The organism is Pseudalgibacter alginicilyticus, from assembly GCF_001310225.1.
Taxonomy (GTDB): domain Bacteria; phylum Bacteroidota; class Bacteroidia; order Flavobacteriales; family Flavobacteriaceae; genus Pseudalgibacter; species Pseudalgibacter alginicilyticus.
Genome location: NZ_CP012898.1, coordinates 3,018,382 through 3,041,693 on the forward strand (window position 1 = coordinate 3,018,382; position 23,312 = coordinate 3,041,693).

General features: G+C 32.8%; 19 protein-coding genes. 3 read left to right on the forward strand and 16 right to left on the reverse strand.

All coding sequences use genetic code 11. From position 1 onward, the window contains the following. Window positions 1-22 precede the first annotated feature (22 nt). The 4 genes from APS56_RS12515 to APS56_RS12530 all read right to left on the reverse strand — a co-directional run bounded on the left by APS56_RS12515 (window position 23) and on the right by APS56_RS12530 (window position 6,593). Window positions 23-925 carry a metallophosphoesterase family protein gene (locus APS56_RS12515; RefSeq protein ID WP_054728751.1) on the reverse strand — a complete coding sequence of 301 codons (903 nt, stop codon included), beginning with the start codon at window positions 923-925 and terminating at the stop codon, window positions 23-25. A gap of 71 nt (window positions 926-996) precedes the next feature. Next, complete coding sequence (locus APS56_RS12520) at window positions 997-4,458, reverse strand: PPi-type phosphoenolpyruvate carboxykinase family protein (protein ID WP_236778419.1); 3,462 nt, start codon at window positions 4,456-4,458, stop codon at window positions 997-999. A 190-nt stretch (window positions 4,459-4,648) separates the two neighbouring features. After that, window positions 4,649-5,827 (reverse strand): acyl-CoA dehydrogenase family protein, encoded by a 1,179-nt coding sequence (locus tag APS56_RS12525; RefSeq protein ID WP_054728756.1) that lies wholly within the window; start codon window positions 5,825-5,827, stop codon window positions 4,649-4,651. Window positions 5,828-5,876: 49 nt separating this feature from the next. Next, on the reverse strand, window positions 5,877-6,593 hold the full coding sequence (locus tag APS56_RS12530; protein ID WP_054728759.1) for a tRNA1(Val) (adenine(37)-N6)-methyltransferase: 717 nt from the start codon (window positions 6,591-6,593) through the stop codon (window positions 5,877-5,879). Between the two features lie 184 nt (window positions 6,594-6,777). On the opposite strand from APS56_RS12530, the gene APS56_RS12535 reads away from it, so the two are divergent. Then, a complete protein-coding gene (locus APS56_RS12535) occupies window positions 6,778-7,227 on the forward strand; it encodes a PA2169 family four-helix-bundle protein (RefSeq protein WP_082379344.1) in 450 nt (149 codons plus the stop codon). Window positions 7,228-7,249: 22 nt separating this feature from the next. Here the strand turns inward: APS56_RS12535 and rimM are convergent, their stop codons facing one another. From rimM to APS56_RS12550, 3 genes are all read right to left on the reverse strand, one after another. Beyond that, complete coding sequence (rimM, locus tag APS56_RS12540; protein WP_054728764.1) at window positions 7,250-7,774, reverse strand: ribosome maturation factor RimM; 525 nt, start codon at window positions 7,772-7,774, stop codon at window positions 7,250-7,252. A 177-nt stretch (window positions 7,775-7,951) separates the two neighbouring features. Then, the gene (locus APS56_RS12545) at window positions 7,952-8,473 is read right to left on the reverse strand and encodes a 30S ribosomal protein S16 (RefSeq protein ID WP_054728766.1); all 522 of its coding nucleotides are present in this window, start codon (window positions 8,471-8,473) and stop codon (window positions 7,952-7,954) included. 145 nt (window positions 8,474-8,618) lie between these two features. Next, on the reverse strand, window positions 8,619-9,683 hold the full coding sequence (locus tag APS56_RS12550; protein WP_054728769.1) for a lactonase family protein: 1,065 nt from the start codon (window positions 9,681-9,683) through the stop codon (window positions 8,619-8,621). Window positions 9,684-10,064: 381 nt separating this feature from the next. Between APS56_RS12550 and dnaE the strand changes: the two genes are divergently transcribed. Beyond that, the gene (gene dnaE, locus APS56_RS12555; protein WP_054728772.1) at window positions 10,065-14,453 is read left to right on the forward strand and encodes a DNA polymerase III subunit alpha; all 4,389 of its coding nucleotides are present in this window, start codon (window positions 10,065-10,067) and stop codon (window positions 14,451-14,453) included. Window positions 14,454-14,575: 122 nt separating this feature from the next. On the opposite strand, the gene APS56_RS12560 is transcribed toward dnaE, so the two are convergent. The 9 genes from APS56_RS12560 to APS56_RS12600 form a co-directional block, all read right to left on the reverse strand. Next, entirely contained in the window at window positions 14,576-15,178 is a 603-nt protein-coding gene (locus APS56_RS12560; RefSeq protein ID WP_054728775.1) for a DUF6515 family protein, read from the reverse strand. Window positions 15,179-15,427: 249 nt separating this feature from the next. After that, a complete protein-coding gene (locus APS56_RS12565; protein ID WP_054728778.1) occupies window positions 15,428-15,727 on the reverse strand; it encodes a hypothetical protein in 300 nt (99 codons plus the stop codon). Window positions 15,728-15,878: 151 nt separating this feature from the next. Next, on the reverse strand, window positions 15,879-16,610 hold the full coding sequence (locus APS56_RS12570; RefSeq protein ID WP_054728781.1) for a LytR/AlgR family response regulator transcription factor: 732 nt from the start codon (window positions 16,608-16,610) through the stop codon (window positions 15,879-15,881). 3 nt (window positions 16,611-16,613) lie between these two features. Beyond that, complete coding sequence (locus tag APS56_RS12575; protein ID WP_054728784.1) at window positions 16,614-17,651, reverse strand: sensor histidine kinase; 1,038 nt, start codon at window positions 17,649-17,651, stop codon at window positions 16,614-16,616. 14 nt (window positions 17,652-17,665) lie between these two features. Continuing rightward, on the reverse strand, window positions 17,666-18,064 hold the full coding sequence (locus APS56_RS12580) for a DoxX family protein (RefSeq protein ID WP_054728786.1): 399 nt from the start codon (window positions 18,062-18,064) through the stop codon (window positions 17,666-17,668). 29 nt (window positions 18,065-18,093) lie between these two features. Then, entirely contained in the window at window positions 18,094-19,314 is a 1,221-nt protein-coding gene (locus tag APS56_RS12585) for an ABC transporter permease (RefSeq protein ID WP_054728789.1), read from the reverse strand. A 2-nt stretch (window positions 19,315-19,316) separates the two neighbouring features. After that, the gene (locus tag APS56_RS12590; protein WP_054728793.1) at window positions 19,317-20,060 is read right to left on the reverse strand and encodes an ABC transporter ATP-binding protein; all 744 of its coding nucleotides are present in this window, start codon (window positions 20,058-20,060) and stop codon (window positions 19,317-19,319) included. A gap of 7 nt (window positions 20,061-20,067) precedes the next feature. Next, window positions 20,068-21,273: an efflux RND transporter periplasmic adaptor subunit gene (locus APS56_RS12595; protein ID WP_054728796.1), complete on the reverse strand. Its 1,206-nt coding sequence runs from the start codon at window positions 21,271-21,273 to the stop codon at window positions 20,068-20,070. 10 nt (window positions 21,274-21,283) lie between these two features. Beyond that, the gene (locus tag APS56_RS12600) at window positions 21,284-22,615 is read right to left on the reverse strand and encodes a TolC family protein (RefSeq protein ID WP_054728799.1); all 1,332 of its coding nucleotides are present in this window, start codon (window positions 22,613-22,615) and stop codon (window positions 21,284-21,286) included. A gap of 353 nt (window positions 22,616-22,968) precedes the next feature. Here APS56_RS12600 and trxA point away from each other — a divergent pair, with 353 nt between their 5' ends. Further along, a complete protein-coding gene (gene trxA, locus APS56_RS12605; RefSeq protein WP_054728802.1) occupies window positions 22,969-23,286 on the forward strand; it encodes a thioredoxin in 318 nt (105 codons plus the stop codon). The last annotated feature ends 26 nt before the right edge of the window (window positions 23,287-23,312 follow it).

The following is a 23,312-nucleotide window of genomic DNA, read 5'->3' on the forward strand; positions in this document are numbered from 1 at the left end:
AATAATTATTAGATATAACTTATTATGGGTTTGTCTTATAATCTATCAGTTTTTTTGGGCCTTCAAGTAGCATCCTAACAATTTGTAATACGCCATCATCATTTGTGTCAATATACCATTTTATAAGTGAAATTTCACCATTTTCAATTTCAATGCCTGTAATACTTCTTGGGTGAACACAGCTGCCATCATTAAAATAAGCTATGTCACCAGGTTCTGGAAAACGAGGGCGATGGGTATGCCCTACGATAGTTACTAAATTGTTGTTTTCAATAATCCATTTTTTAGTTCTACGTTCAATTCTTATAAGTTCGCTATAATTTTTTGCAGGGCTTGTTGGGTCTGCAATGCCCATAACATTTAATGGTTTCCATAGTACGCGTACCATAAATCGACTCCATTTCCAAAATAAAAAATTCCACCAATCAGCTTGATGTCCATGTGTTAAAAATAATTGTTGTTTTGTTTTTGTATGTTTTAAAATAATGCCTTCATGATATTCAATGCCAGGGAATAAGTCTACATCAATACTTAATATTTTGTCAAAATAAGTATAAAGATGTTTTTTTACATAATTAGGGTCTCTATAAACCATATCATGATTTCCCCATATCATGTGTAAACTGTTTTTCTTATGGAATTCCTTAAGAAGCATATATACATTTTTATGAGCTTCAAAAATAGGTTGAAAACTTAGGTTTTCCCAAAGTTCATCACCGTCACCAATTTCACAATATTGAAAGCCTTCAGCATAATAATGTTTTAATGCGTGAAAATAAATGTTGCGATTATTAGCAAAATCGTCAGCAAAACTATTATCGCCACGGTGACAATCACTAAAAAATATAAATTTACTATTGTCGTCAAAATCAATGATTTTGGCAGATTTATAGGCGTTGTCTAATCTTTTTTTGGATGAAAACATAAAGTAAATGTAAAGAAAAATGCGTTTCCAAAAGAAACGCATTTTAAAAATAGTAAATTATATTTTAGTGTTTATTTTCTAAACAATGGGTCTGCACCAATAGTACCAATTAAACTATTAAAGTATTCATCCGTTTTTACTTCATTATATTTTTGTTTTACAGTTTTTAATTGGTCTTTAATTTTCATTTCAGACACTAAATCAGCATTGTTTGGATTTTCAATAAATGTTTCTAAATAGTTTATTTGAGAATTATAAAAGTGTAGGTCTTTAGCTTGCTTTAATTTCAATCGGTCTTTATACCAATCGCTATTAATTATGTAATCTCTATCAAAATATTGTCTTAACTCTGGATGGCTTATATCTTTGCCTTCATAAGTGCCATAAGCCATAATGTGTAATAATATTTTTATTGGAGGAATTGCTGAATCAATACTACCATCTTCAAAATAACGAAGGGCTACTTTTTGCTGAGCTTCAACAATATTGGCAATCCCATCTACATAATCTTCCATGCCTTGTAATTCTGGTTTTAACATTCTTTCGTTAAAAACAGCAACAGGTTCATCAAATAATTTGTTCAAGCATCTTAAGGAAAATCTACTTGTTATTCTGTATCCTAAACGGCTTGCTAATACTTTTTTGCCTTTATATTCAAAATCTTCTATTTTTTCAAGGCAACCATCTTCTATTAGTAATTTAGGGTTGCGATCTTTTTCATCTAAACGCGCCCAAATCTCTGGGATTAATAAACTTATATCGTGGTCTACTTTATTTTCTGCACCTACATAACCAGCAGCTGTACTGAATGCATTTGAATCTGTAAGAATATGAGATAGTAATGCATTATTTAAATCGGTTGTTGGTGTTAACATATTAAAAGGCCCTTTGGTTAAAGCACCTTCAGAACCTGCTCCAGTTGTAGATGGTGATTTACCAGTAAGACTACAAATAAAATCCATAAACATTTCTGGTGCTTCCTGATAGTGAATAGGGTTGTAAACAGCTAATGGGCGTATGCCGTTCTTTTTATCCACGGGATTATTTCTACGACCTGGTAAAACCGCATTAACCACATGAATAACGGGGTCCTCAGATTTAATTTTTCTGTATAAACGAACGCCAACCTCTCCTAAATAACTAGCTTCGGTTTCATCAATAAAAATGTTTTTTTCTAAATATCTTGGATTTTTTGTTGGCTCGCCATTTACAATTCTTGTGTGTGATGGTAAGCAAAAATAGTCTTCATCCTTTGGACTGTTAACAATGCTAATAATTAAATCCTTAACAGGTTGGGTATATTTATCAAAATTAATAGTGTCTTCATAAATTTCAATAGCATCCTTTTTTGTTAAAAGTTCGTAATTAGTTAAAAAGGTGTTGTCTGTAACGATATCGCGTTCGGCGCCTTCGTCATAGCCTCTAATAATGGCCTCGTCTGGGCGTTGAAATAAATAGCTCTCACAGTTTGCTACAACTTTAAAACTTCCATTTTTTAAATCTGGATTTAAATTTTTAAATTGATTTTTAGGTAGGGTTATAGATGCTGAGATATCGTCTTCCATTTGAATTTTTTGACTTGCAGAAAAATCAGATCTTAATTTGTTTAATAACCAACGGCCTTCTTGATTAAATCCAATACGGACATAACTACCAACAACTGGATTATTGAAATAATTAAGGCCTGTTCCTTTTTGCCCATTAATAATGTCAACAGAAACACATTCTTTCCAATTTAGAGTATCGTGGTCTTGACGGTATAATCGTTTTACAAACAATACCAAAGAGCGAATATGAACAGGTATGTTTTTGACAAATGTGTTGTATTCATCACTAAAATCGTCTAAAGGTTGTAATAGTCTTACGGCAGACCCTAAGGTTCGTTTAGGACTCAAAAAAGTTTCTGATGGGGGTAAACTTGGATCGTAATTTTTCCAACGTTTTGAATAATCGTATTCAATGATTTCATCTGCTTTTTTAAAATCTTCATCAATATTTAAAACATTAAATGTACTATAAGTAATAGCATTTAACATTGATTTTGAAATTTCAGATTTTCCACCTCCGGAAACTGTACATGGTTTATGGCAAAAGACACCTTCGGGTGAGGTGTTTACAATACGCCATAACGAAATAGCCTTGTGTTTTTCTAATTTAAATTTATTTCCCGTTGGGTGGATGTATGTTTTGGTAGGAGATAAAGTTAATTTCTGTTCTTTGTTGTTATATTTCCAAGTAATACTATTTGTATTTGTATTTATATAAGCATTTTCTGGAACGTAAATTAAATTTGGATATTTTTTATCAACGGCATAGTTTTCAGGTTTAACATCAATTCGTTCTCCTAATAGTGTTTTAACTTCCTCGAAAGAAAATTTATTTCCATATCGTTTTGAAAAACCATTACCATCTACAATGTCACCCATAACTCCTCTTGGGTAGGCTATAGCTCCACCTGAGTGTTCTTCTTCAACCAACCCAAATAAATTAGCAGAATAACTAATTTGAGTTTTTATTTCTTTTTTGGAATAACCAAAATAGTTGTCGGCAATAATTGTTACAACCACACCTCGGTCGTCTCTACAGGTTACTTTAAAAGCACCACCGTCATTGTAAATTTCATCTTCATTTTTCCAACACATGCCGTCATTTTTTTGACGTTCAGTGGCATCATTCCAATGTGGTAAGCCAACATCTTTTTTCTTAAGTGTTTTTAAATGTGGAGCTAATATAATACAGCCAGTATGCCCTGTCCAGTGTTCTGTATCTAATGCAGCATCATTATGGGCTAAATTTGGATCACCTGCATTTCCAAAAATAGATTCAACAAAATCTAAATTACTTACCAGACTTCCTGGAGCAAAAAAGCGGACTTCCATACTTTTTTTGGAAATTACACCTGTTACTTCTGGGCAAACCATTGGGCGTAATAATAGGGATACAAATACTTTTGCTTTATCTTTTTGGTTGGCAGTAAAAGGCAGTGTTTTTAAAGCATCTGGTGGACTAAAAGCTGCATTTAAAAAATGAGCAAATGCTATTTTAGGAACTTCCTTTTTGTCTAATGGTACAGGTAAAGGTCCTTCTACAATATGAAATGTGCCTTTTGTAGTTCTTTTGTCATTAACGGGATTGTTTAAAATACCTTGTTTTATCCTATGAGAAACAATGTCATCACTTTTAAAAGAGGTGCCATTAGGAGGTAAACTAATTTCTCTGGCATGCCCTTTTTGATTTAAAACCAAAGTATCATTAGGGATTTCGTAAGATTTATTAAGGGTAACATCTTTTAAATAATCATTTATGAAATTTTGAATTCTTGTGTCAGCTGGAGATAGATATTTTGATAACAAACGAGATTTTTCTTTAAAGCCCTTAGTGAAAGCACTCGTCAATTGTTGAAGCTTTGGATTACAAAATTTTTCAGCATCATCTTCATTATCTTGAAAAAGTGGTTGTCCTAAAGAGGCCAATTGCAGATTTATATACTGAACTGTATCTTTTCTACTTTGTGAAATCGTATCGTTAGTCATTTTTGTTTCCATTTAAAAAATTTAATCTATTATAATTCTATAATATTATTTTTAGTTAGTTATAAAAAATACTCCTCAAAATTAATGTCTAAAAGTTTTAATAAAGATGATATTTATCATAGTGAACTAATTAAGAGCTAAATATTAAAGGTACTTATTTTATTTTTTTGACCACAGGTATCAATAATAATTACTTAAAAGCATTTAATCCTGTAATATCCATACCGGTAATAAGTAAGTGAATGTCATGTGTGCCTTCGTATGTAATGACGCTTTCTAAGTTCATAGAATGGCGCATAATAGAATATTCTCCAGTAATACCCATAGCACCTAAGAGCTGTCGAGCTTCTCTGGCAATGTTTATTGCCATGTTAACATTGTTTCGTTTTGCCATAGAAATTTGAGCAGAGCTTGCTTTGTCATTATCTCGCAAAACACCCAATCTCCATGTTAAAAGTTGTGCTTTGGTAATTTCTGTTATCATTTCTGCTAATTTTTTTTGTTGTAGTTGAAACTGACCTATGGGTTTTCCAAATTGTATACGCTCTTTGCTGTACCTAAGTGCAGTATCATAGCAATCCATGGCAGCTCCAATAGCTCCCCAGGCAATACCATATCGTGCAGAGTCTAAACAGCTAAGTGCTGCTCCCAATCCTGATTTATTTGGTAGTAAGTTTTCTTTTGGAACTTTAACATTGTCAAAAATTAGTTCACCAGTGGCAGAGGCTCGAAGCGACCATTTATTTGAAGTTTCTGGCGTTGTAAATCCTTTCATGCCGCGTTCTACAATTAGTCCGTGAATACGTCCATTTTCATTTTTAGCCCAAACAATAGCAACTTGTGCAAAAGGTGCGTTACTTATCCACATTTTTGAGCCATTTAGTAAATAATGGTCGCCTTTATCATTAAAATTAGATTTCATCTCACTTGGATTACTGCCGTGGTTGGGTTCTGTTAAGCCGAAACATCCAATATATTCGCCGCTTGCTAATTTGGGCAAGTATTTTTGTCGTTGTTCTTCGTTACCATACTTCCAAATTGGGTACATAACTAATGAGGATTGTACGGAGGCGGTACTTCTTATACCTGAATCACCACGTTCAATTTCTTGCATGATTAAACCATAGGAAATTTGATCCAATCCAGCACCACCATATTCTAAGGGAATATAAGGGCCAAAAGCACCTATTTCTGCCAAGCCTTTAATTGTTTGTTTAGGAAACTCAGCTTTTTGTGCATAAGTTTCTATTATTGGAGATATGTTGCGTTTTACCCATTCCCGAGTAGTTTTACGAATTAATTTATGTTCGTCAGAAAGTAGTTCGTCTAATTGATAGTAGTCTGGAGATTCAAATAAGTCTGGTTGCATAAAAGATTTTTTAGAATCATCTAAATTTAACCAATCTATCTTAATTTTTTTACATTTTTAAGTAAAAATCCTTGGTAAGTGCTATGTAGTCTTGTGTGTATTGATGTCTTTCGGTTTCTATAACAAGCTCTTCAATTTTTATTGGTGTGTCATGAAAAGAAAATTCAATTAAACTTCGTTTAGTTTCTGATTCAGGGCGACCTTTAACTCTAAGTATTTTATTTGGGATTAAAAGAAAATCTGATGCTAATGAAATGAATTTTTCTTCTTCATTAAAAGGGATGATTAAGGCAAATACCCCTTCTGGATTTAGTAATATTGAAACACTTTCAAGTAAATGTTCAAAAGGCATTGCATCTTGAAATCTGGCTAAATCTCGTTGTGAGTCATCTGTTTTATAATTTTCGCTGTAAAAAGGGGGATTGCAAACAATTAAATCGTAGTCATCTTCAATTTCGTCAACAAACTCTTCAAGTGAGGCGTGGTAACAAAAAAGCCGATCTCCCCAAGGGGATTGTTCAAAGTTATGAACACACTGCTCATAGGTCAAGTCGTCAATTTCAAGAGCATCAATTACCTCTGCACGGCTTCGCTGAGCTAACATAAGAGATAAAACCCCTGTGCCAGCCCCTATGTCTAAAATAGAAAACGGATTGCCTGCTAATGGTGTCCAAGCGCCTAATAGTACACTATCTGTGCCAATCTTCATGGCACATTGGTCTTGGAGAACTGTAAATTGTTTAAAGGAAAAAGGTTTGTTTGACATTAGTTAAAAGTTAGAGCCGAAAAATAGGTTAGATAAGATTAAAAATCGTTAAAAAACTTAAAGTTTTATTAAACTATGTTAAAAATAATACTTGTTAATGAAATATTCAGTTATCTTATAAGATATGGAACAACTTGGCTTTCAATGACGGGTTTCATTTAAGAGCTAAGATAAAAAAAATGATATGGACTATTCGAAAAATATATTAGTTAAAATGAATGATTTACTAATCATGAACTATGAATCGGTAAAAATATATACTGAAACTCAAAAACACCTGACTCATGATGGCTTAAAAGCTTTTTTTAAGAAGAGAGCCATGGCAAGGCAAAAGTTTATTGTTGATTTAAGTTTGGAGCTTAAAAAGTTAGGAGGCGAGCCCCAGTACTCGCAAAAGTTAAGTTATAATTTTTATAGGACGTGGATACGACTTAGAGATTTATTTGCTGAAGAAAACGAAAACGATTTGTTAAGCGAAATTTCAGACTTGAAAGCACAGGATTTAGAAAAGTATAATGAGTTGTTACGGGAAATTAATTTACCATTATCAGTGTGTAAATTATTGGTTAAACAAACTGATGATATTCAAAGTGCATTGAATACTATTAAAAGACATAATTTACAGGTAGCGTAAATTAATGTTTTCTTTTTTTAAATTAAAGATATAAGTCAATTAATCCTTCAGGAGTTTTAACCAAGATGGTTTTGTTTTTTCTGTCTACCTTTTCAATGAATTCGTCGTTCATAGGAATTAAAATTTCAATACCATCTCTATCTATTTCAAAAAGCGCCTGAGCCGTAGAATCATTTACACCTTTAATAACTCCAACTTTTCCAAAGTTTGTGTCTTGGATACTAAATCCAATAACTTCGTGGAAATAAAATTTATTACCTTCCAATTTAGGGAGAAATTCTAAAGGTAGAAACACCTCGCTTTTAAGTAAGGCATCGGCATCAGCTTCAGAGTAAACATCTTCAAATTGAACGCGAAGCAAGTCTGATTTATGTAATTGTGAGCTTTCAATAAAAAAAGGAATTAAGGTGTTTTTAACATCAATAAACATAGCATCCAAATCTTCATAAAGTTCTGGTTGGTCTGTGTCCAACTTGATTAAAAGTTCGCCTTTAAAACTGTATTTTTTTACTATTTTACCTAAGTAAAAACAATCTTTTTTTTTCATTGAAAGTGTTTATTTGTCATTCTCGCCAAAGCGAGAATTTCTTTAAGTTTATCATAATATTTGTAAAATTCTCATTTTCATGAGAATTATTCAATCAAAACGTTATGATAGTTTGATTAAACAAAAAACTCCGATAGTAGTTATCGGAGTTTAAAAGTATAAAAAATCTTTGTTTTTTTATTCTTCTTCTTTTACTTCTGGAGCTTCTTCAGTTACTGCTTCTGGAGCATCTTCAGTAACCTCTTCTGCAACAGGAGTAGCGGCAGCAATACGAGCTTCATTAGCGGCTTTTTCTGCTTCTAATGCTTTTGCTTTTGCTTCAGCTTCAGCTTTTGCTAATCCTTCTGATTTTGCACCAATTTTTCCAGCTTTTTCTTCTAACCAAGCTGTAAATTTAGCTTCAGCTTGCTCTTCTGTTAAAGCACCTTTTCTAACACCACCAGCAAGGTGATTTTTTAATAAAGCACCTTTGTAAGATAAAATTGCTTTAGCTGTGTCAGTAGGTTGTGCACCATTCTGTAGCCATTTTACAGCACCATCAAGGTTTAATTCAATAGTTGCTGGGTTTGTGTTTGGATTGTAAGCACCTAATTTTTCTAAGTATTTACCGTCTCTTTTTGAACGTGCATCAGCTGCTACGATCCAGTAGTAAGGTTTTCCTTTTTTACCGTGTCTTTGTAATCTAATTTTTACTGGCATAATAATTAATTATTTGAGGTTCTCGACCTCGGGTTATTAATAAGTGCGCAAAGATACTATATTTTTTGAATTTTCTATGGTTTTTTATAATTCAAATTAGGTTTATTATGTATTGAAATCCAGTTGTTTATGAGTTTTGTGAAAATCAGAATAGAAGACAAGATGGTGTTGGGACATCTGTGGTATTTAAAAAGGATAATCTGCCGGTGTTTGAATCTATCTTGAAAACGGAAATATTTTCACTTCTTCGGTTGGCTACCAAAATAAATTTACCTGTTGGGTCTAAAGTAAAGTTTCTAGGCCAATCACCATGAACAGCGATGTTTTGAATTTTGTCTAATGTACCTGTTTTTTTATTTCTTTTAAAAACAGCAATGGAGTTTTCTCCTCGATTAGACCCATAAACAAAACGTTCATCTTTTGATAAATGGATATCAGCACAGGCATTTTTTTTTGTATAATTTTTATCTAAAGTAGAGTCTTCATCTATTTTTTTAAAGCCTTTTTTTGTTCTTTTAACAGAAGTAATTGTGCTTTCAAGTTCATTTATAATGTAGATGAATTTGCTGTTTTTACTTAAAGCAAAATGTCTAGGGCCAGGATTCCCGGTCATTTCCACAATAGCAGGTCGTTTTAATTGATATTGATTATTTTTCAATTTGTATTGAAACACAGCATTTCTGCCTAAATCAGATACAAATAAATCGTCCTTATAAAACTGAGCCGAGTGAGCATGAGCTTCTTCGTTTTTAGTATTATGATTAAAAACTTGAGAAGCTTTTTGAATGCTACCATCTTTATTAATTGGGTAAATAGAAAATGTTCCGCCGTGGTAATTAGATACTACGGCTTTGTTTCCAGATTCGTTAAGAGAAATATGGCAAGGGCCTTTTCCGTTACTGCTTTCAATATTAATTAATTCTAAATTTCCATTTGGTATTATTTTAAAGGCAGTTACAGAACTTATTTCTCCTTCTCCAGCAGCATAAATATATTTTTTATTAGGTGAAAAAGTAATAAAAGAAGGGTTTTGAGTCTTTATAGCTAATTTTTTGTTGCTTAATATGCCGGTTTCTGTGTTAAAGGAGAATTTATAAATACCTTCACTATCTCCGTTTGTATATGTGCCAACATATAAAGGAAGTTCTTGTGCTTTACAATTAAAAGAAAATACTATAGATAGCAGTAAAATAAGATAATTTGTTTTCATGAAAATTGAAGTTTTAACGACTAATTTATGCTAAAATATCTTAAAATTTGATGAATACTGTTAAGGATTCTTAAATTATTCACAAACCGCTGTTAAATTGTTTTTCACATCTGTTTTTCGCTATATATTTGAAGTATGAAATAGCAATTAATATTCAAAAAATTGCATGAGTAATACAATCATTGAAAGATGATTTTTTTCATAAAGTTAGTTAGTTTGGTTAGTTAAGATACAGCCCTTTCGAAGCCTCGGAAGGGCTGTTCTTTTTTTGTTTACAACTCATTACAACTTCACTTTAAAAAAGTATAAATTCTATGTATTTTTATAGGCTAAGTTTTTATTTTAATAAACGATTCATCCACAAACATCTAAATTTTAAGAATGTATTTAATTTTCGATACTGAAACCACTGGATTGCCTAAACGTTGGGATGCCCCCATTACAGATACCGATAATTGGCCAAGGTGTATTCAAATAGCATGGCAATTGCATGATGCTATGGGAAATTGTATAGAAAGTCAAGATTATTTGGTGCAACCCAACGGGTTTAATATTCCTTATGATGCAGAGAAAATACATGGAATATCAACAGAATTAGCTCAAGAACAAGGAGTTCCTTTAATTGAGGTTTTAGAGAAATTTAATATTGCGCTCTCCAAAACCAAATTTGTAGTGGGTCAAAATGTAAAGTTTGATTTGAATATTATGGGAGCCGAATTTGTGCGTGCTGCTGTTGACAATCCATTGCAAGATTTACCCGTTTTGGATACTTGTACAGAGCATACGGCAAGTTTATGTCAAATTCCTGGTGGACGTTATGGTAAATTTAAGCTACCTACATTATCAGAGTTACACGAGTTTTTGTTCAAAAAAGGTTTTGCAGAGGCGCATAATGCAACTGCCGATGTGGAGGCAACTACCCGTTGCTTTTTTGAATTAGTGCGTTTAGAAGAATATACCAAAGAGCAATTGGATGTTCAGCCTGATTATTTTCAGAATTTTAAAGAGCATAACCCAGACACGATTCAACTTATTGGTTTAAAGCATGTCAATCTGAAACAGGAAAGTGCTAAAATCCGTGAGCGTATAAAAAAAGCCAAGGGAACGAGTATTTCTTCTGAAGAAATTAAACAAAATGTATTTGATTTAGCTGACGTTGAATTTGTGCATTTGCATAACCATTCACAATTTTCGGTACTTCAGTCCACTATGGGGGTTGCAGATATTGTTTCAGCTGCAGCAGAATATAATATGCCTGCAGTGGCTTTAACAGACCATGCGAATATGATGGGCGCATTTCACTTTGTGAATGCTGTTAATAATCATAATAAAGGGGTGAAAGCCAAAATGAAAGTGGCTGAAGAAACAGGTGAAGCCGTTAAAGCAAAAGAAATAAAACCTATTATTGGGGTTGAATTTTTTGTTTGCGAAGATCACTTAGATAAATCAAGAAAAGACAATGGCTATCAAATTGTATTTCTTGCCAAAAATAAAAATGGCTATCATAATTTGGCAAAATTATCTTCACATGCTTTTGTTGATGGGTTTTATTATTTACCCAGAATAGATAAAAAACTTATTCAGCAGTATAAGGAAGATTTGATTGTCTTGACTGGGAATTTATATGGAGAAGTACCCAGTAAAGTTTTGAATATTGGAGAAAATCAAGCCGAAGAAGCTTTGTTGTGGTGGAAAGAGGAATTTGGAGATGATTTGTATGTAGAGTTGATGCGTCACAATCAAGAAGATGAAAATCGTGTGAATCCTACTTTAATAAAATTAGCTAAGAAGCATAATGTAAAATTAGTAGCAACTAATAATACGTATTATAAAAAACAAGAAGACGCTAATGCTCATGATATTTTATTATGTGTAAAAGATGGTGAAAAACAGGCTACACCTATAGGAAGAGGAAGGGGGTATCGGTACGGAATGCCAAATCAGGAGTATTATTTTAAGTCGCCCGATGCCATGAAACAATTGTTTAAAGACGTGCCTGATGCCATTTCAAATGTACAAGAAGTGGTTGATAAAGTAGAGGCTTATCAATTGGCACGCGATGTGTTATTGCCAGCATTTGATATTCCAGATAAGTTTAAACATGAAGATGATTTGGTTGATGGCGGAAAGCGAGGTGAAAATGCCTTTTTAAGGCATTTAACATTTGAAGGTGCTAAAAAAAGATATGGTGAAGAGCTTTCTGAAGAGGTTGTTGAGAGGTTGGATTTTGAGCTAAGTGTTATTGAAAAGACAGGATATCCTGGATATTTTTTGATTGTTGAAGATTTTATTCGTGAAGCAAGGAAAATGGATGTGTCTGTTGGACCTGGGCGAGGTTCAGCTGCTGGTTCAGTAGTAGCATACTGTTTATGGATTACTAATATAGATCCTCTTAAGTATGATTTGCTTTTTGAGCGTTTCTTAAATCCTGATCGTGTCAGCATGCCTGATATTGATATTGATTTTGATGATGAAGGTCGAAGTCGTGTCATGGACTATGTTATTGAAAAATATGGCGCCAATCAAGTAGCACAAATTATTACATATGGTACCATGGCTGCAAAATCATCTATTCGTGATACAGCACGAGTATTAGACTTACCGTTGTTTGATGCTGATAGAATTGCGAAATTGATTCCTACGATGTCCAAGTTAGGTAAGATTTTTGGTCTTTCTGAAAAGGAGTTAGGAAGTAAGTTTAGGGCAGAAGATTTAGAAAAAGTTAATGAGCTTTTAAATATATCTGAAGGTTCAGATTTACAGGCAGAAACGGTAAATCTTGCAAGAACTTTAGAAGGTTCAGTTCGTAATACTGGTATTCATGCTTGTGGAGTTATTATCACCCCAGACGATATTACCAAATTTGTTCCCGTTTCCACAGCAAAAGATTCTGATTTATATGTTACTCAGTTTGATAATTCGGTAGTTGAAGATGCTGGTTTGCTGAAAATGGATTTTTTAGGATTAAAAACACTGACTTTAATTAAAGATACTGTTAAAATTGTAAAAGCCAAGCATGGTATTTTATTGGATCCAGATACTTTTTCTTTAGATGATGAAAAAACATATGAATTGTTTCAAAGAGGTGAAACAGTAGGAGTGTTCCAATATGAGTCTCCTGGAATGCAAAAGCACCTTAAAGAATTAAAGCCTACGGTTTTTGAGGATTTAATTGCTATGAATGCCTTGTACCGCCCTGGACCTATGGAGTATATTCCTAGTTTTACGAGACGTAAACATGGTGATGAAGATATTGAGTATGATTTGCCAGCGATGGAAGAGTACTTAAAAGAAACTTATGGGATTACGGTTTATCAAGAGCAAGTAATGTTGTTGTCGCAAAAGTTAGCAGGATTTACTAAGGGTGAAGCTGATATTTTGCGTAAAGCTATGGGGAAAAAGCAAATTGCGGTACTTGATAAAATGAAACCCAAGTTTATTGAGCAAGCAAGCAAAAAAGGCCATGATGCTAAAATTTTAGAAAAAGTTTGGAAGGATTGGGAGGCTTTTGCAAGTTATGCTTTTAATAAATCGCATTCTACGTGTTATGCCTGGATTGCCTATCAAACGGCTTATTTAAAGGCGCATTATCCTGCGGAGTATATGGCTGCAGTATTGTCTAACAATATGAATGATATCAAGCAGGTAACGTTCTTTATGGAAGAATGTAAACGTATGAAATTAGATGTTCTTGGACCTGATATTAATGAGTCATTTTATAAGTTTTCCGTAAATAAAGATAATGCAGTACGATTTGGTATGGGGGCTATAAAAGGTGTGGGGCATGGAGCGGTTATGACTATTGTTGAAAATAGAAAAAAAGATGGCCATTACAAGTCTATTTTTGATTTTGCTAAGCGAATTGATTTAAGAGCTGCTAATAAAAAAGCTTTTGAAAATCTCGCATTAGCAGGTGGTTTTGATGGATTGGGTGATACGCATAGAGCACAATATTTTCACGATGATGGTGACGGCATTACCTTTTTAGAAAAAGCCATTAAATATGCGCATAAACATCAAGAAAATGAAAATTCAGCCCAAGTAAGTTTATTTGGAGAAGCGAGTGATGTGCAAATAGCCGAACCCCAAGTGCCTCCCTGTGAAGAATGGGGTACTATGGAAAAGTTGAGTAAGGAACGAGAAGTGGTAGGTGTTTATATTTCTGGACATCCGTTGGATGATTTTAAAACAGAAATGAAAACATTTTGTAATGCTACAGTTGGTATGTTTTCTACATTAGAGCCTTATGTTAATAGGGAGTTGGTTTTTGGAGGTGTAGTGACTGATGTACAGCATCGTGTTAGTAAACAAGGCAAAGGTTGGGCATTGTTTACTATTGAAGATTATACCGATAGTTATGAATTTAGAATTTTTGGTGAAGAATATTTAAAGTTTCGGCACTTCTTAATGAAGAGTAATTTTGTATTTGTAAAAACCTTTGTTCGAGAAGGCTGGGTAAATAAGGATACAGGTAAAAGGAGCGACCCACGGTTGCAATTCAATAATTTTCAATTGTTACACGATGTGATGGAAAATTATGCTAAAAAATTATCAATTCAAGTTGATATCAAAGATTTAAATGAACAGAAAATTATCGCTTTAAAAGAATTAATTCACTTATATCCAGGAAATCAGATTCTTAATTTTGTGGTGTATGATACTAAGGAGAAAATAAAACTTAACATGCCTAGTCGAAAACAAAAAGTAAAGGTATGTCAAGAGTTAATAAGTGAATTGGAGGCACAAGATGTCATGTTTAAGTTGAATTAAACCAGACAGCAATTTGTTACACGGTATAAATAAGTGAAGCATTAAAAAAAGTAAATAAAAAAAGGGGATAATATCATTATCATCCCCTTTTCAACTACTAATCAACTAATATAAACAAACTACTATTCTGTTATTTCAATAATACCAACAACCTCATAAGCTCTGGTGTTATTTATTTGTATTTTCTCGTACAAAATATTAGCGTATTCAAAATACGTTTGACCGTCAACAATTACTTTTTCATAATCATTTGGTAACTCATATACTATGGTTCCTATTTCTGGATCTACAACTTCGTAAGCGTTGTTTGTTTGAATGTAAAAAATACCTTGTGCATTAAAATAATTGTAATTATTGTGTCTAACTATCACATAGTTAGTGGGTAGTACGTTTACTCTAAAACCAACTTTAGGAGCAATGACAATATAGCGACCTCTAGATTGTGTGTAATATTTGTTATTTGCATAGTAATAATTTTGACCATTTTGTTTTACAATGGTTTTGTTTGGTAATGTTCTTACAGTCAATACTTTACGTTGTGGTGTTTTGTAAGTAACTTTTGTACTTGATATTCTTCTGCTTGTTGTGTTTATTTTAGTAGGATTTGTTCTTGTTTCCGTTTTATTAATAGTGGTACTACTTCGGCGTGTTTGTGCTGAAACTTGTGTTGAAATTGCCACTAAAAATATTGAAGGTAGAACGATTTTTTTTATTATAGCTTTCATAATTTTTAACTTTTATATCATTTAACGTACTATTTATATCAATACTATGACTTTTCTTGGTATTGATAGTTTAAAGGTATTTGCATTTTTCGTGTAAAAAAAAGCAAATAGACGTTTGCTAATATTGTGTCTATAAATAAGTTGATTTTATAGATGTGTTTGCTATTTGTATTAACACTACTAACAAATAGAAATAAAAAAGGCATACTTCATAAGTATGCCTTTTTATTATTTTATATCAAAAAAGTATTATTTTAATAAATCAAGTAAGCCTGTTAACTCTGTAAGGTTTAAGCTTGAGCTGCTGTCAGTATCTAAAACATTAAAATTTTCTGCTACTGAACCAATAGCTTCTGTTGAGCTAATAGCTTCATCGTTATTAGTGTCTAACAAATTAAAAAGCGTTGATATTTGTTGTACCGTTGAATTTGAACTTAAAGAACTTAGTAATGTTGCAGCTTGAGAAACGTTTGATGTATTTAAGTTTTTAACACTATTACAACTAAACAGAGAGGAAGCTAATGCTAATGAAAGTACGATTTTTTTCATAATATAATTTTATTTTATTTGACCGCGAAATTAACTCTATCTCCAATAAATGAAAAAGAAAATAGACAAACCTTGTTTTTGTATCTCTTAATTATAAAGATTTGTAGACGAATTAAAATCGTTTACTAAATTATTTTATAATAAGTAACCCTTAAGAATTAAGTGAGTTAGTATTTATAAATGCCAAAAATTTTGGTTTATATTGTTCTGATACTGTAATGCGTTGTTTGTTGATGATTATTTGGCTGCGCTCAATAATATCAATGTTTTTTAAAGAAACTATATATGACCGATGTACACGCATGAAGTGTGTTTCTGGAAGCTCTTCTTCTAAAGATTTTAAACTCATTAAAGTTAAAACGGGTTTTGGATTATCTCTTAACCATATTTTAATATAATCTTTTAAGCCTTCAAAATATAAAACATCTGCTAACTTAATACGGAGTTGTTTGTATTCTGATTTTACAAAAAGGAACTCTTTTGCTTCAGAAATCATACGGCTTTTTTTTCCTTTTACAAGCTCAAACCAAGTATTTGCTTTGTTTGCTGCGGTTAAGAACTCGGCATAATCAAAAGGTTTTAATAAATAATCTAAAGCTTCAACTTTAAAGCCCTCTAAGGCATATTGGTCGAATGCGGTGGTAAAAATAATTCGAGTTTCTTTGGGGAGCATTTTTGAAAATTCAATACCTGTTAAATCTGGCATTTGAATATCTAAAAAAAGCAAGTCTATCGGTTCATTTTTAATAAACTCCATAGCTTCAATGGCACTATTGCATTTTTTTTTAAGAATTAAAAACGGTGTTTTTTTTACATAATTTTCAACTAAATTAAGAGCCATTGGCTCGTCGTCCACAATAACACAAGATATTTTTACACTCATAATTTACTTGGTTTCAATTTCTAAATGCGCTATAAAACAGTTGTTTTTTACAAAGGTACTAAAGCTATTCTTGTTTGGATATAACAATTGTAGCCGTTTTTTAATATTTGGAATGCCTATTCCAGAGCCACTCTTGTCATCAGTTTTTTTAGGAAAATTATTATTTTTAATTGTAAATAATACAGACGTTTCACGAGTGCTCATTTCAATTTTTATTTTACTTTCTTTACTTGCGGAAACCCCATGTTTAAAAGCATTTTCAATTAATGAAATGAACAATAAAGGTACTATTTTAATTCCAGTTTCTTCTGAAGGGAAATTATAATTTACGGTGGTTTTATCTGAAACCCTTAGCTTCATTAAATCGATATACTTTTTCATAAATTCAATTTCTTTTGAAAGTGTTACCAATTCTTCATTAGTTTCATATAACATATACCGCATTAACTTGCTTAAACTATGAATGGATGTTTTAGCTTGTTCTGGCGAAATATCTACCAAAGCGTAAATATTGTTTAAGGAATTAAAAAAGAAATGAGGTTGCAATTGGTAATGCAAGAGCTGTAGCTCAGACTTTAATTTAAAATTAGCGGCTTCTTTCCGTTCATTTTCTGTTTTTACCCAACGCTGGGTTGTTTTAATAGCAATTGAAAATAACAAAGGAGCCATGTAAGAAACCATTTGAACGTAAATAAACATTTTAAAGGGTGGGCCTGAATTATCACCACTACTTGGACGTTTTTTAGCAATTTCCTGAAAAAAATTATTTTCAATTGTTTCTTTGGAATAAATGAATAGTGCTATGCAAATTACATTAATACAAATAAACCAAATTGTTTTTTTAGTGAATAGCAATTTATCTATAAGCACAAAGAAATTTAGATAAAACAAAATAGCAGATAATGCTAAGGGAATCCAAAAATGAATGATGACTCTATTAATGTCCTGCTCTTGCCCATAAGATAATAAGTAAGGCATGCTAAAAAGTACAAACCAAACTAAAATGTGTGAGAGTATCGTGATATTTTTATTTTTTATCATTTTGATTCCATGTATTAATCCCAACTATTTTTAGTTGATAGAGCATATTTCCCTGCACCAGTAAAAAACAAAACTAAAGCACCGAAAGCATACAATAAAATAAGTTCAATTTGAAGACCTCCAGTTTTTGATAGTGCAAACAAATTTTCTGAATGAGCAAGTAACATAGCAGCTATCATCCCTAAGAAAAATACAAGAGCTGCCAATCGTGTTCTAAAACCAATTAAAATAAGTATAGGGGCGATTAACTCTGTAATGTAGACACCATAGGCCATAAATTCTGGAAAACCTACTCCTGTTAGCATACTTTTAATGCCATTAAGATGACTCAATTTGGCCACACCATGAAACAGCATGAGTACAGCAACTGTAATCCTTAAAATTAAATAACCGATATCACTATTTTTTTTCATCTTTATTATGTTTAATTTGTTATCTGTAATTACTCGTAACGCAATGCTGTAATTGGATCTAATGCTGATGCTTTTCTTGCAGGGTACCATCCAAAAAAGATGCCGGTTACGGCGCAAACAGCAAAGGAAATCACTATAGAATACAAAGCTACACTGGTAGGCCAATTTAAGAATTTTTCGATAAAGACCGTTGCTCCCAGACCTAAGATTACACCTAAAAGTCCTCCCGTGATGCTTATTAAAATGGCTTCAATTAAAAACTGCATTAAAATATCGGAACCTTTGCCTCCTACTGCCATTCGCAAACCAATTTCTTTTGTGCGTTCTTTTACAGATACATACATGATATTCATAATTCCAATACCCCCAATTAATAAAGAAATTCCAGCAACGGCAACTAATAGAATGGTTAACATTTCACTTGTTGAACTAAATGTTGAAATTAACTCTTCCATAGAACGCACCGTAAAATCATCATCTTCGGTATCCATTAATTTGTGTTGTGAACGCAAAATCTCGGTTACTTGCTCTACGGCTTCTGGAGCATCATCTTCACTAATTGCTGAAGCCATGATTTGATTTAAATAATCGATGGCCAAAATACGTTTTTGTACAGTAGTATAAGGAGCAATCACAACATCATCTTGGTCTTGTCCAAAGGTATTCTCACCTTTTTCTTCTAAAACACCAATTACTTTAAATGGAATATTATTAAATCGAATCATTTGGCCTACAGGGTCTTGGCCATCTGGAAATACATTCTCGACCACTGTTTGCCCAATTAGAGCGACTTTTGAAGCTGATTGTACTTCGGCATCTGTGAACATACTACCGCTTTGTAAACCAACAGCTTTTATTTCTAAATACTCCGGATTAACACCATAGATGGAAGACGGCCAGTTGTTAGGGCCATTAATGACTTGTCCACCACCATTTACTACCGGTGTGATATTGCTTAATAAGGAGGCTTGTTTTTTTATTTCTTTATAATCTTCTAAAACCAGTGTTTGCACATTTCCGCCACTTCCTCTTGCAGGGCCTCGGTCATCAGCTCCAGGTCTAATAGTTATCATATTAGAGCCCATACTTGAAATGGTGGCACGGATACTTTCTTTAGAGCCTTCACCGATAGCTAACATGGCGATTACGGAAGCTACACCAATGATGATACCTAACATAGTAAGTAACGTTCTTGTTTTATTTAAAACAATTGCTTTGTAGGCAATTTTAAGTAAGTTTAATAGTCTCATAATTAATGATCTTCTAAAGGTAATTTTGCTAATTCGCTTGCTGCGGATTGTATCTTGTTATTTTGGTAATCCTGTATGATATTACCATCCTTAAGTACAATAGTTCTACTGCTAAATGTTGCAATATCAGGCTCGTGCGTTACAAAAGTGATGGTGATTCCTTGCTTGTTTAGGTCTTGGAATAGGGACATGATTTCGTAAGATGTCCTCGTATCTAAGTTTCCTGTAGCTTCATCGGCTAAAATCATTACCGGATTGTTTACCAACGATCTTGCAATGGCAACACGTTGTTGCTGCCCACCAGAAAGTTGTGAAGGTGTATGATCCATTCGCTCTCCTAATCCTACCATTTCTAAAGCTCTAATAGCTCTTTTTCTACGTTCTTCAGTAGAAACTTTACTGTTGTATAGTAATGGCAATTCTACATTTTCTAAGGCGGAAGTTCTTGCTAATAAATTATAGGACTGAAAAATAAATCCAATTTTTTCATTTCTAATAGTGGCTAACTCGTTTCTACTGAGGTCTTTTACTTTTACACCGTCAATTTCATAAGTACCAGAAGTAGGCTGATCTAAACAACCCAGAATATTTAGCATGGTACTTTTTCCAGAACCACTAGATCCCATAATGGTGACAAACTCGCCTTCTTTTATATCAAACGAAATCCCTTTTAAAGCATGAACCGTTTCGCTACCCATGGTGAATTCACGCTTCAAGTCTTCTATTTTAATAATATCTTTACCCATGATGTTTTTATTTTTTCTTAGCTCCTGGACGTTGTGGCATAAACGGACTTTCGTTAGCTCCAGCTGGAGGTCCAGCTTCTCCTTTGGTCACGCCTTTTAAGCTATACACTAATTGTTCTCCTTCTGAAATTCCGCTTAACACTTGAACATTAACACCATCACTAGCACCTAAGGTTACGGTTGTAGGTGTAATACTTCTATCCTTTCCTAGTACCCATAATACATTTTTTGATGTAGTTGGATGAGCTGTAGTTTCAGGTAATTCATGATGCATATTGTAAGTTGACAATGTTTCAGTATCTGGGCTAAAATTGATGGCCTTGGCTTCTGCTGTTAAAACATTATTCAATTCTAAAGTATAAATGGAAATGGTTGCTGTTAAACCCGGTTTTAATTTTAAATCTTCATTTTCTGCTTTAACAATTACAGTATAAGTTACTACATTTGAGGTTATTGTGGGGTTTAGGCGCACTTGTGTTACCACGCCATTAAACGTTTCGCCCATGTAGGCGTCTACTGTAAATTCTACACGTTGACCTTCTTTTACGTTACCTATATCGGCTTCATCAACATCGGCTTCCACTTGCATTTCTTTTAAATCTTGTGCAATGGTAAATAAGGTTGGTGTACTATAACTTGCTGCTACGGTTTGGCCTTCTTCAATATCTCTAGAGAGTACCACACCATCAATGGGTGAATAAATATTGGCATAACCCAAATTGGTTTTTGCTTGTTCTAAGTCTGAATAACGCTGTGTAACCGTGCCTTTTGCTGTTTCGTAATTGTAGGTAGCATCATCAAAATCAGATTTGCTAATGACTTGATTGTCGAACAATGTTTTTTGTCTGTCGTAAATCGTTTTCATGTAATTTCTTTGACTTAAAGCATTGTCATAAGCTGCTTGAGCTTGTGTTTTTGCAGCTTGAAGGTTGGTTTTGTCCAATTCTGCAATTAATTGGCCTTGTTTAACCACACTGTTGTAGTCTACATAAATTTTTTCAACAACACCCGAAACTTGTGTACCAACATCTACTTGATTTATAGGTTCAATGGTTCCTGTTGCAGTTACCATAGTGGTTACATTTGCTTTTTTTGCTACTACCGTTTTTGCTTCTATAACTATGGCATCGCCACTGTTTATAAAACGCAATGCTATAACGGTTAGTGCAATTAGTATTATGCCACTTATTATGATTTTCTTTTTGTTATTCATGACTGTATTATTAAAGTTTGATATCGTTTCCTTGGTAAAATTGTAATAATTGATAGTATAGTATATTTAAATATTTTGCTTGCAAATAGTTTTGTTGAGCATTGGTATAAGTGTTTTGACTAATCACTAAATCTGTTGTGCTTAAGTCACCCAATTCGTATTTTTTCTGTGCAAGATTATAGCTTTGTTCAGCAGCCTCCTTAGAAGCTTCAGAAGCGATAACCTGTTCTTGTGCGGATAAAGCATTTTGATAAGCTGTTTCTACTTTCTTGTAAACCTCTTTTTCTGTGGTTTGCTTTTGTATTTCGGCTTTTTCAATATTTATAGTAGCGGTTTGTACTGCAGCTTTTGTTTGATTTCTGTTAAATATTGGAATGGTTAAGGATAAACCTATTTTTTGATTGAAATTTAAATCAAACTGATCTGAAAATGTAGTGTCATTGATACTTGTATATCCAGAACCAATGCTTCCATTTAATGATAATACTGGTAAAAACCCACCTTTAGCAATATCAAGTTCCTTCTCGTTGGCGGCTATGTTCAATTTGCTAGCTTGTATTTCTGGCAAAAATTCTAAGGCATTATTATAAACATCAATTTTGTTAAGGTTAAGATTTATTAGATCCATGTTATCATCAAGAGTTTCAATCTCCAGATTTTCTAATGGAGATAACTCTAATAATTGTTTTAGTTCTATAATATATTGCTGGTAGTTATTTTTAGCTGAAATAACATTGTATTTATTAGTTGCTGCTTGACTTTGAGCTTCGGTATAATCATTTAAAGCAATGGTACCTGCGTCTAATCTTGCTTTGGCTCTTAATACTTCTTTTTCTGAGGCGTCTAAGTTATTTTCTGCAATAACAATACTTTCTTTGCTATATAACGCTTGTAAGTAGGTTTCTAAAATATTTAATACAATACTATTTTTTTCTATTTCTTCTTGAAAAACACTCTGTTCAAGGAGGATTTTATTTTGTTTAATTTGATTACTAATTTGATTACCTTGAAATAGGGTCATTGAACTATTAATGCCAACATTGGTACTATTAATTTGATCGGTTACATAATCACTCGTAATTGGATCTATGGTATTTCCGCTTGAAAAATTTTGCGAAGCACTACCAAATAAATTAGGTAACCTTGAAGATTTTGCTTTATTATAATCTACTTCGGCTATATTTTTGTTTAAACCAGCGTCTTTAATAGTAATGTTATTTTCAATTGCGTAAGTAATGCAATCTTCTAACGACCATATTTTTGATGTTGGGTTATTTGTAGCATCTTGTCCAAAGCTAAACTGGACAAAACATAAGCTTGCAATAATTAAATATAATTTCATTTTAGTGTGTTTTTAATTAACACTTCAAAGGTGAAATTATATGTGTTCTTATTAAATTGAAATAGATGTTTTAGGGAATTGTCTATATAAATGGATTGATTTTGTCGATGGGTTTTTGATACTATTTAAATTAAGAAACGATGTATGCATATAGTTTAATAAGTATAAACCAGGTTTCATATCAAATGATTTGAATAAAGTTAATTTTCAGTTAGATTTATAGGTTTAAAAGCAATAATAATAGGAAACAATATGAATATAAAGAAAACAAATTGTTACCTTGTAGGCATTAGAGATTTTTTGACTAATTTTGTAGATATAAAAAAAGTAGAACAGATTTAAATTAAAATATTATGGCATTAGAGATAACAGATGCAACGTTTGAGGAAACGGTTTTGAAAAGTGATAAACCAGTATTAGTAGATTTTTGGGCAGCTTGGTGTGGACCATGTAGAATGGTTGGTCCAATCATTGAACAAATTAGTGAGGAATACGAAGGAAAAGCCGTTGTTGGTAAGGTTGACGTTGATGCCAATCAAGAATTTGCTGCCAAATATGGAGTGCGTAACATCCCTACAGTTTTGGTTTTCCAAAATGGAGAGGTAGTCGGACGTCAAGTAGGAGTTGCTCCTAAAAATGCATATACAGATGCTATTGATGGTCTTTTATAATAGATAAAACAAAAGAAACTTGAAAA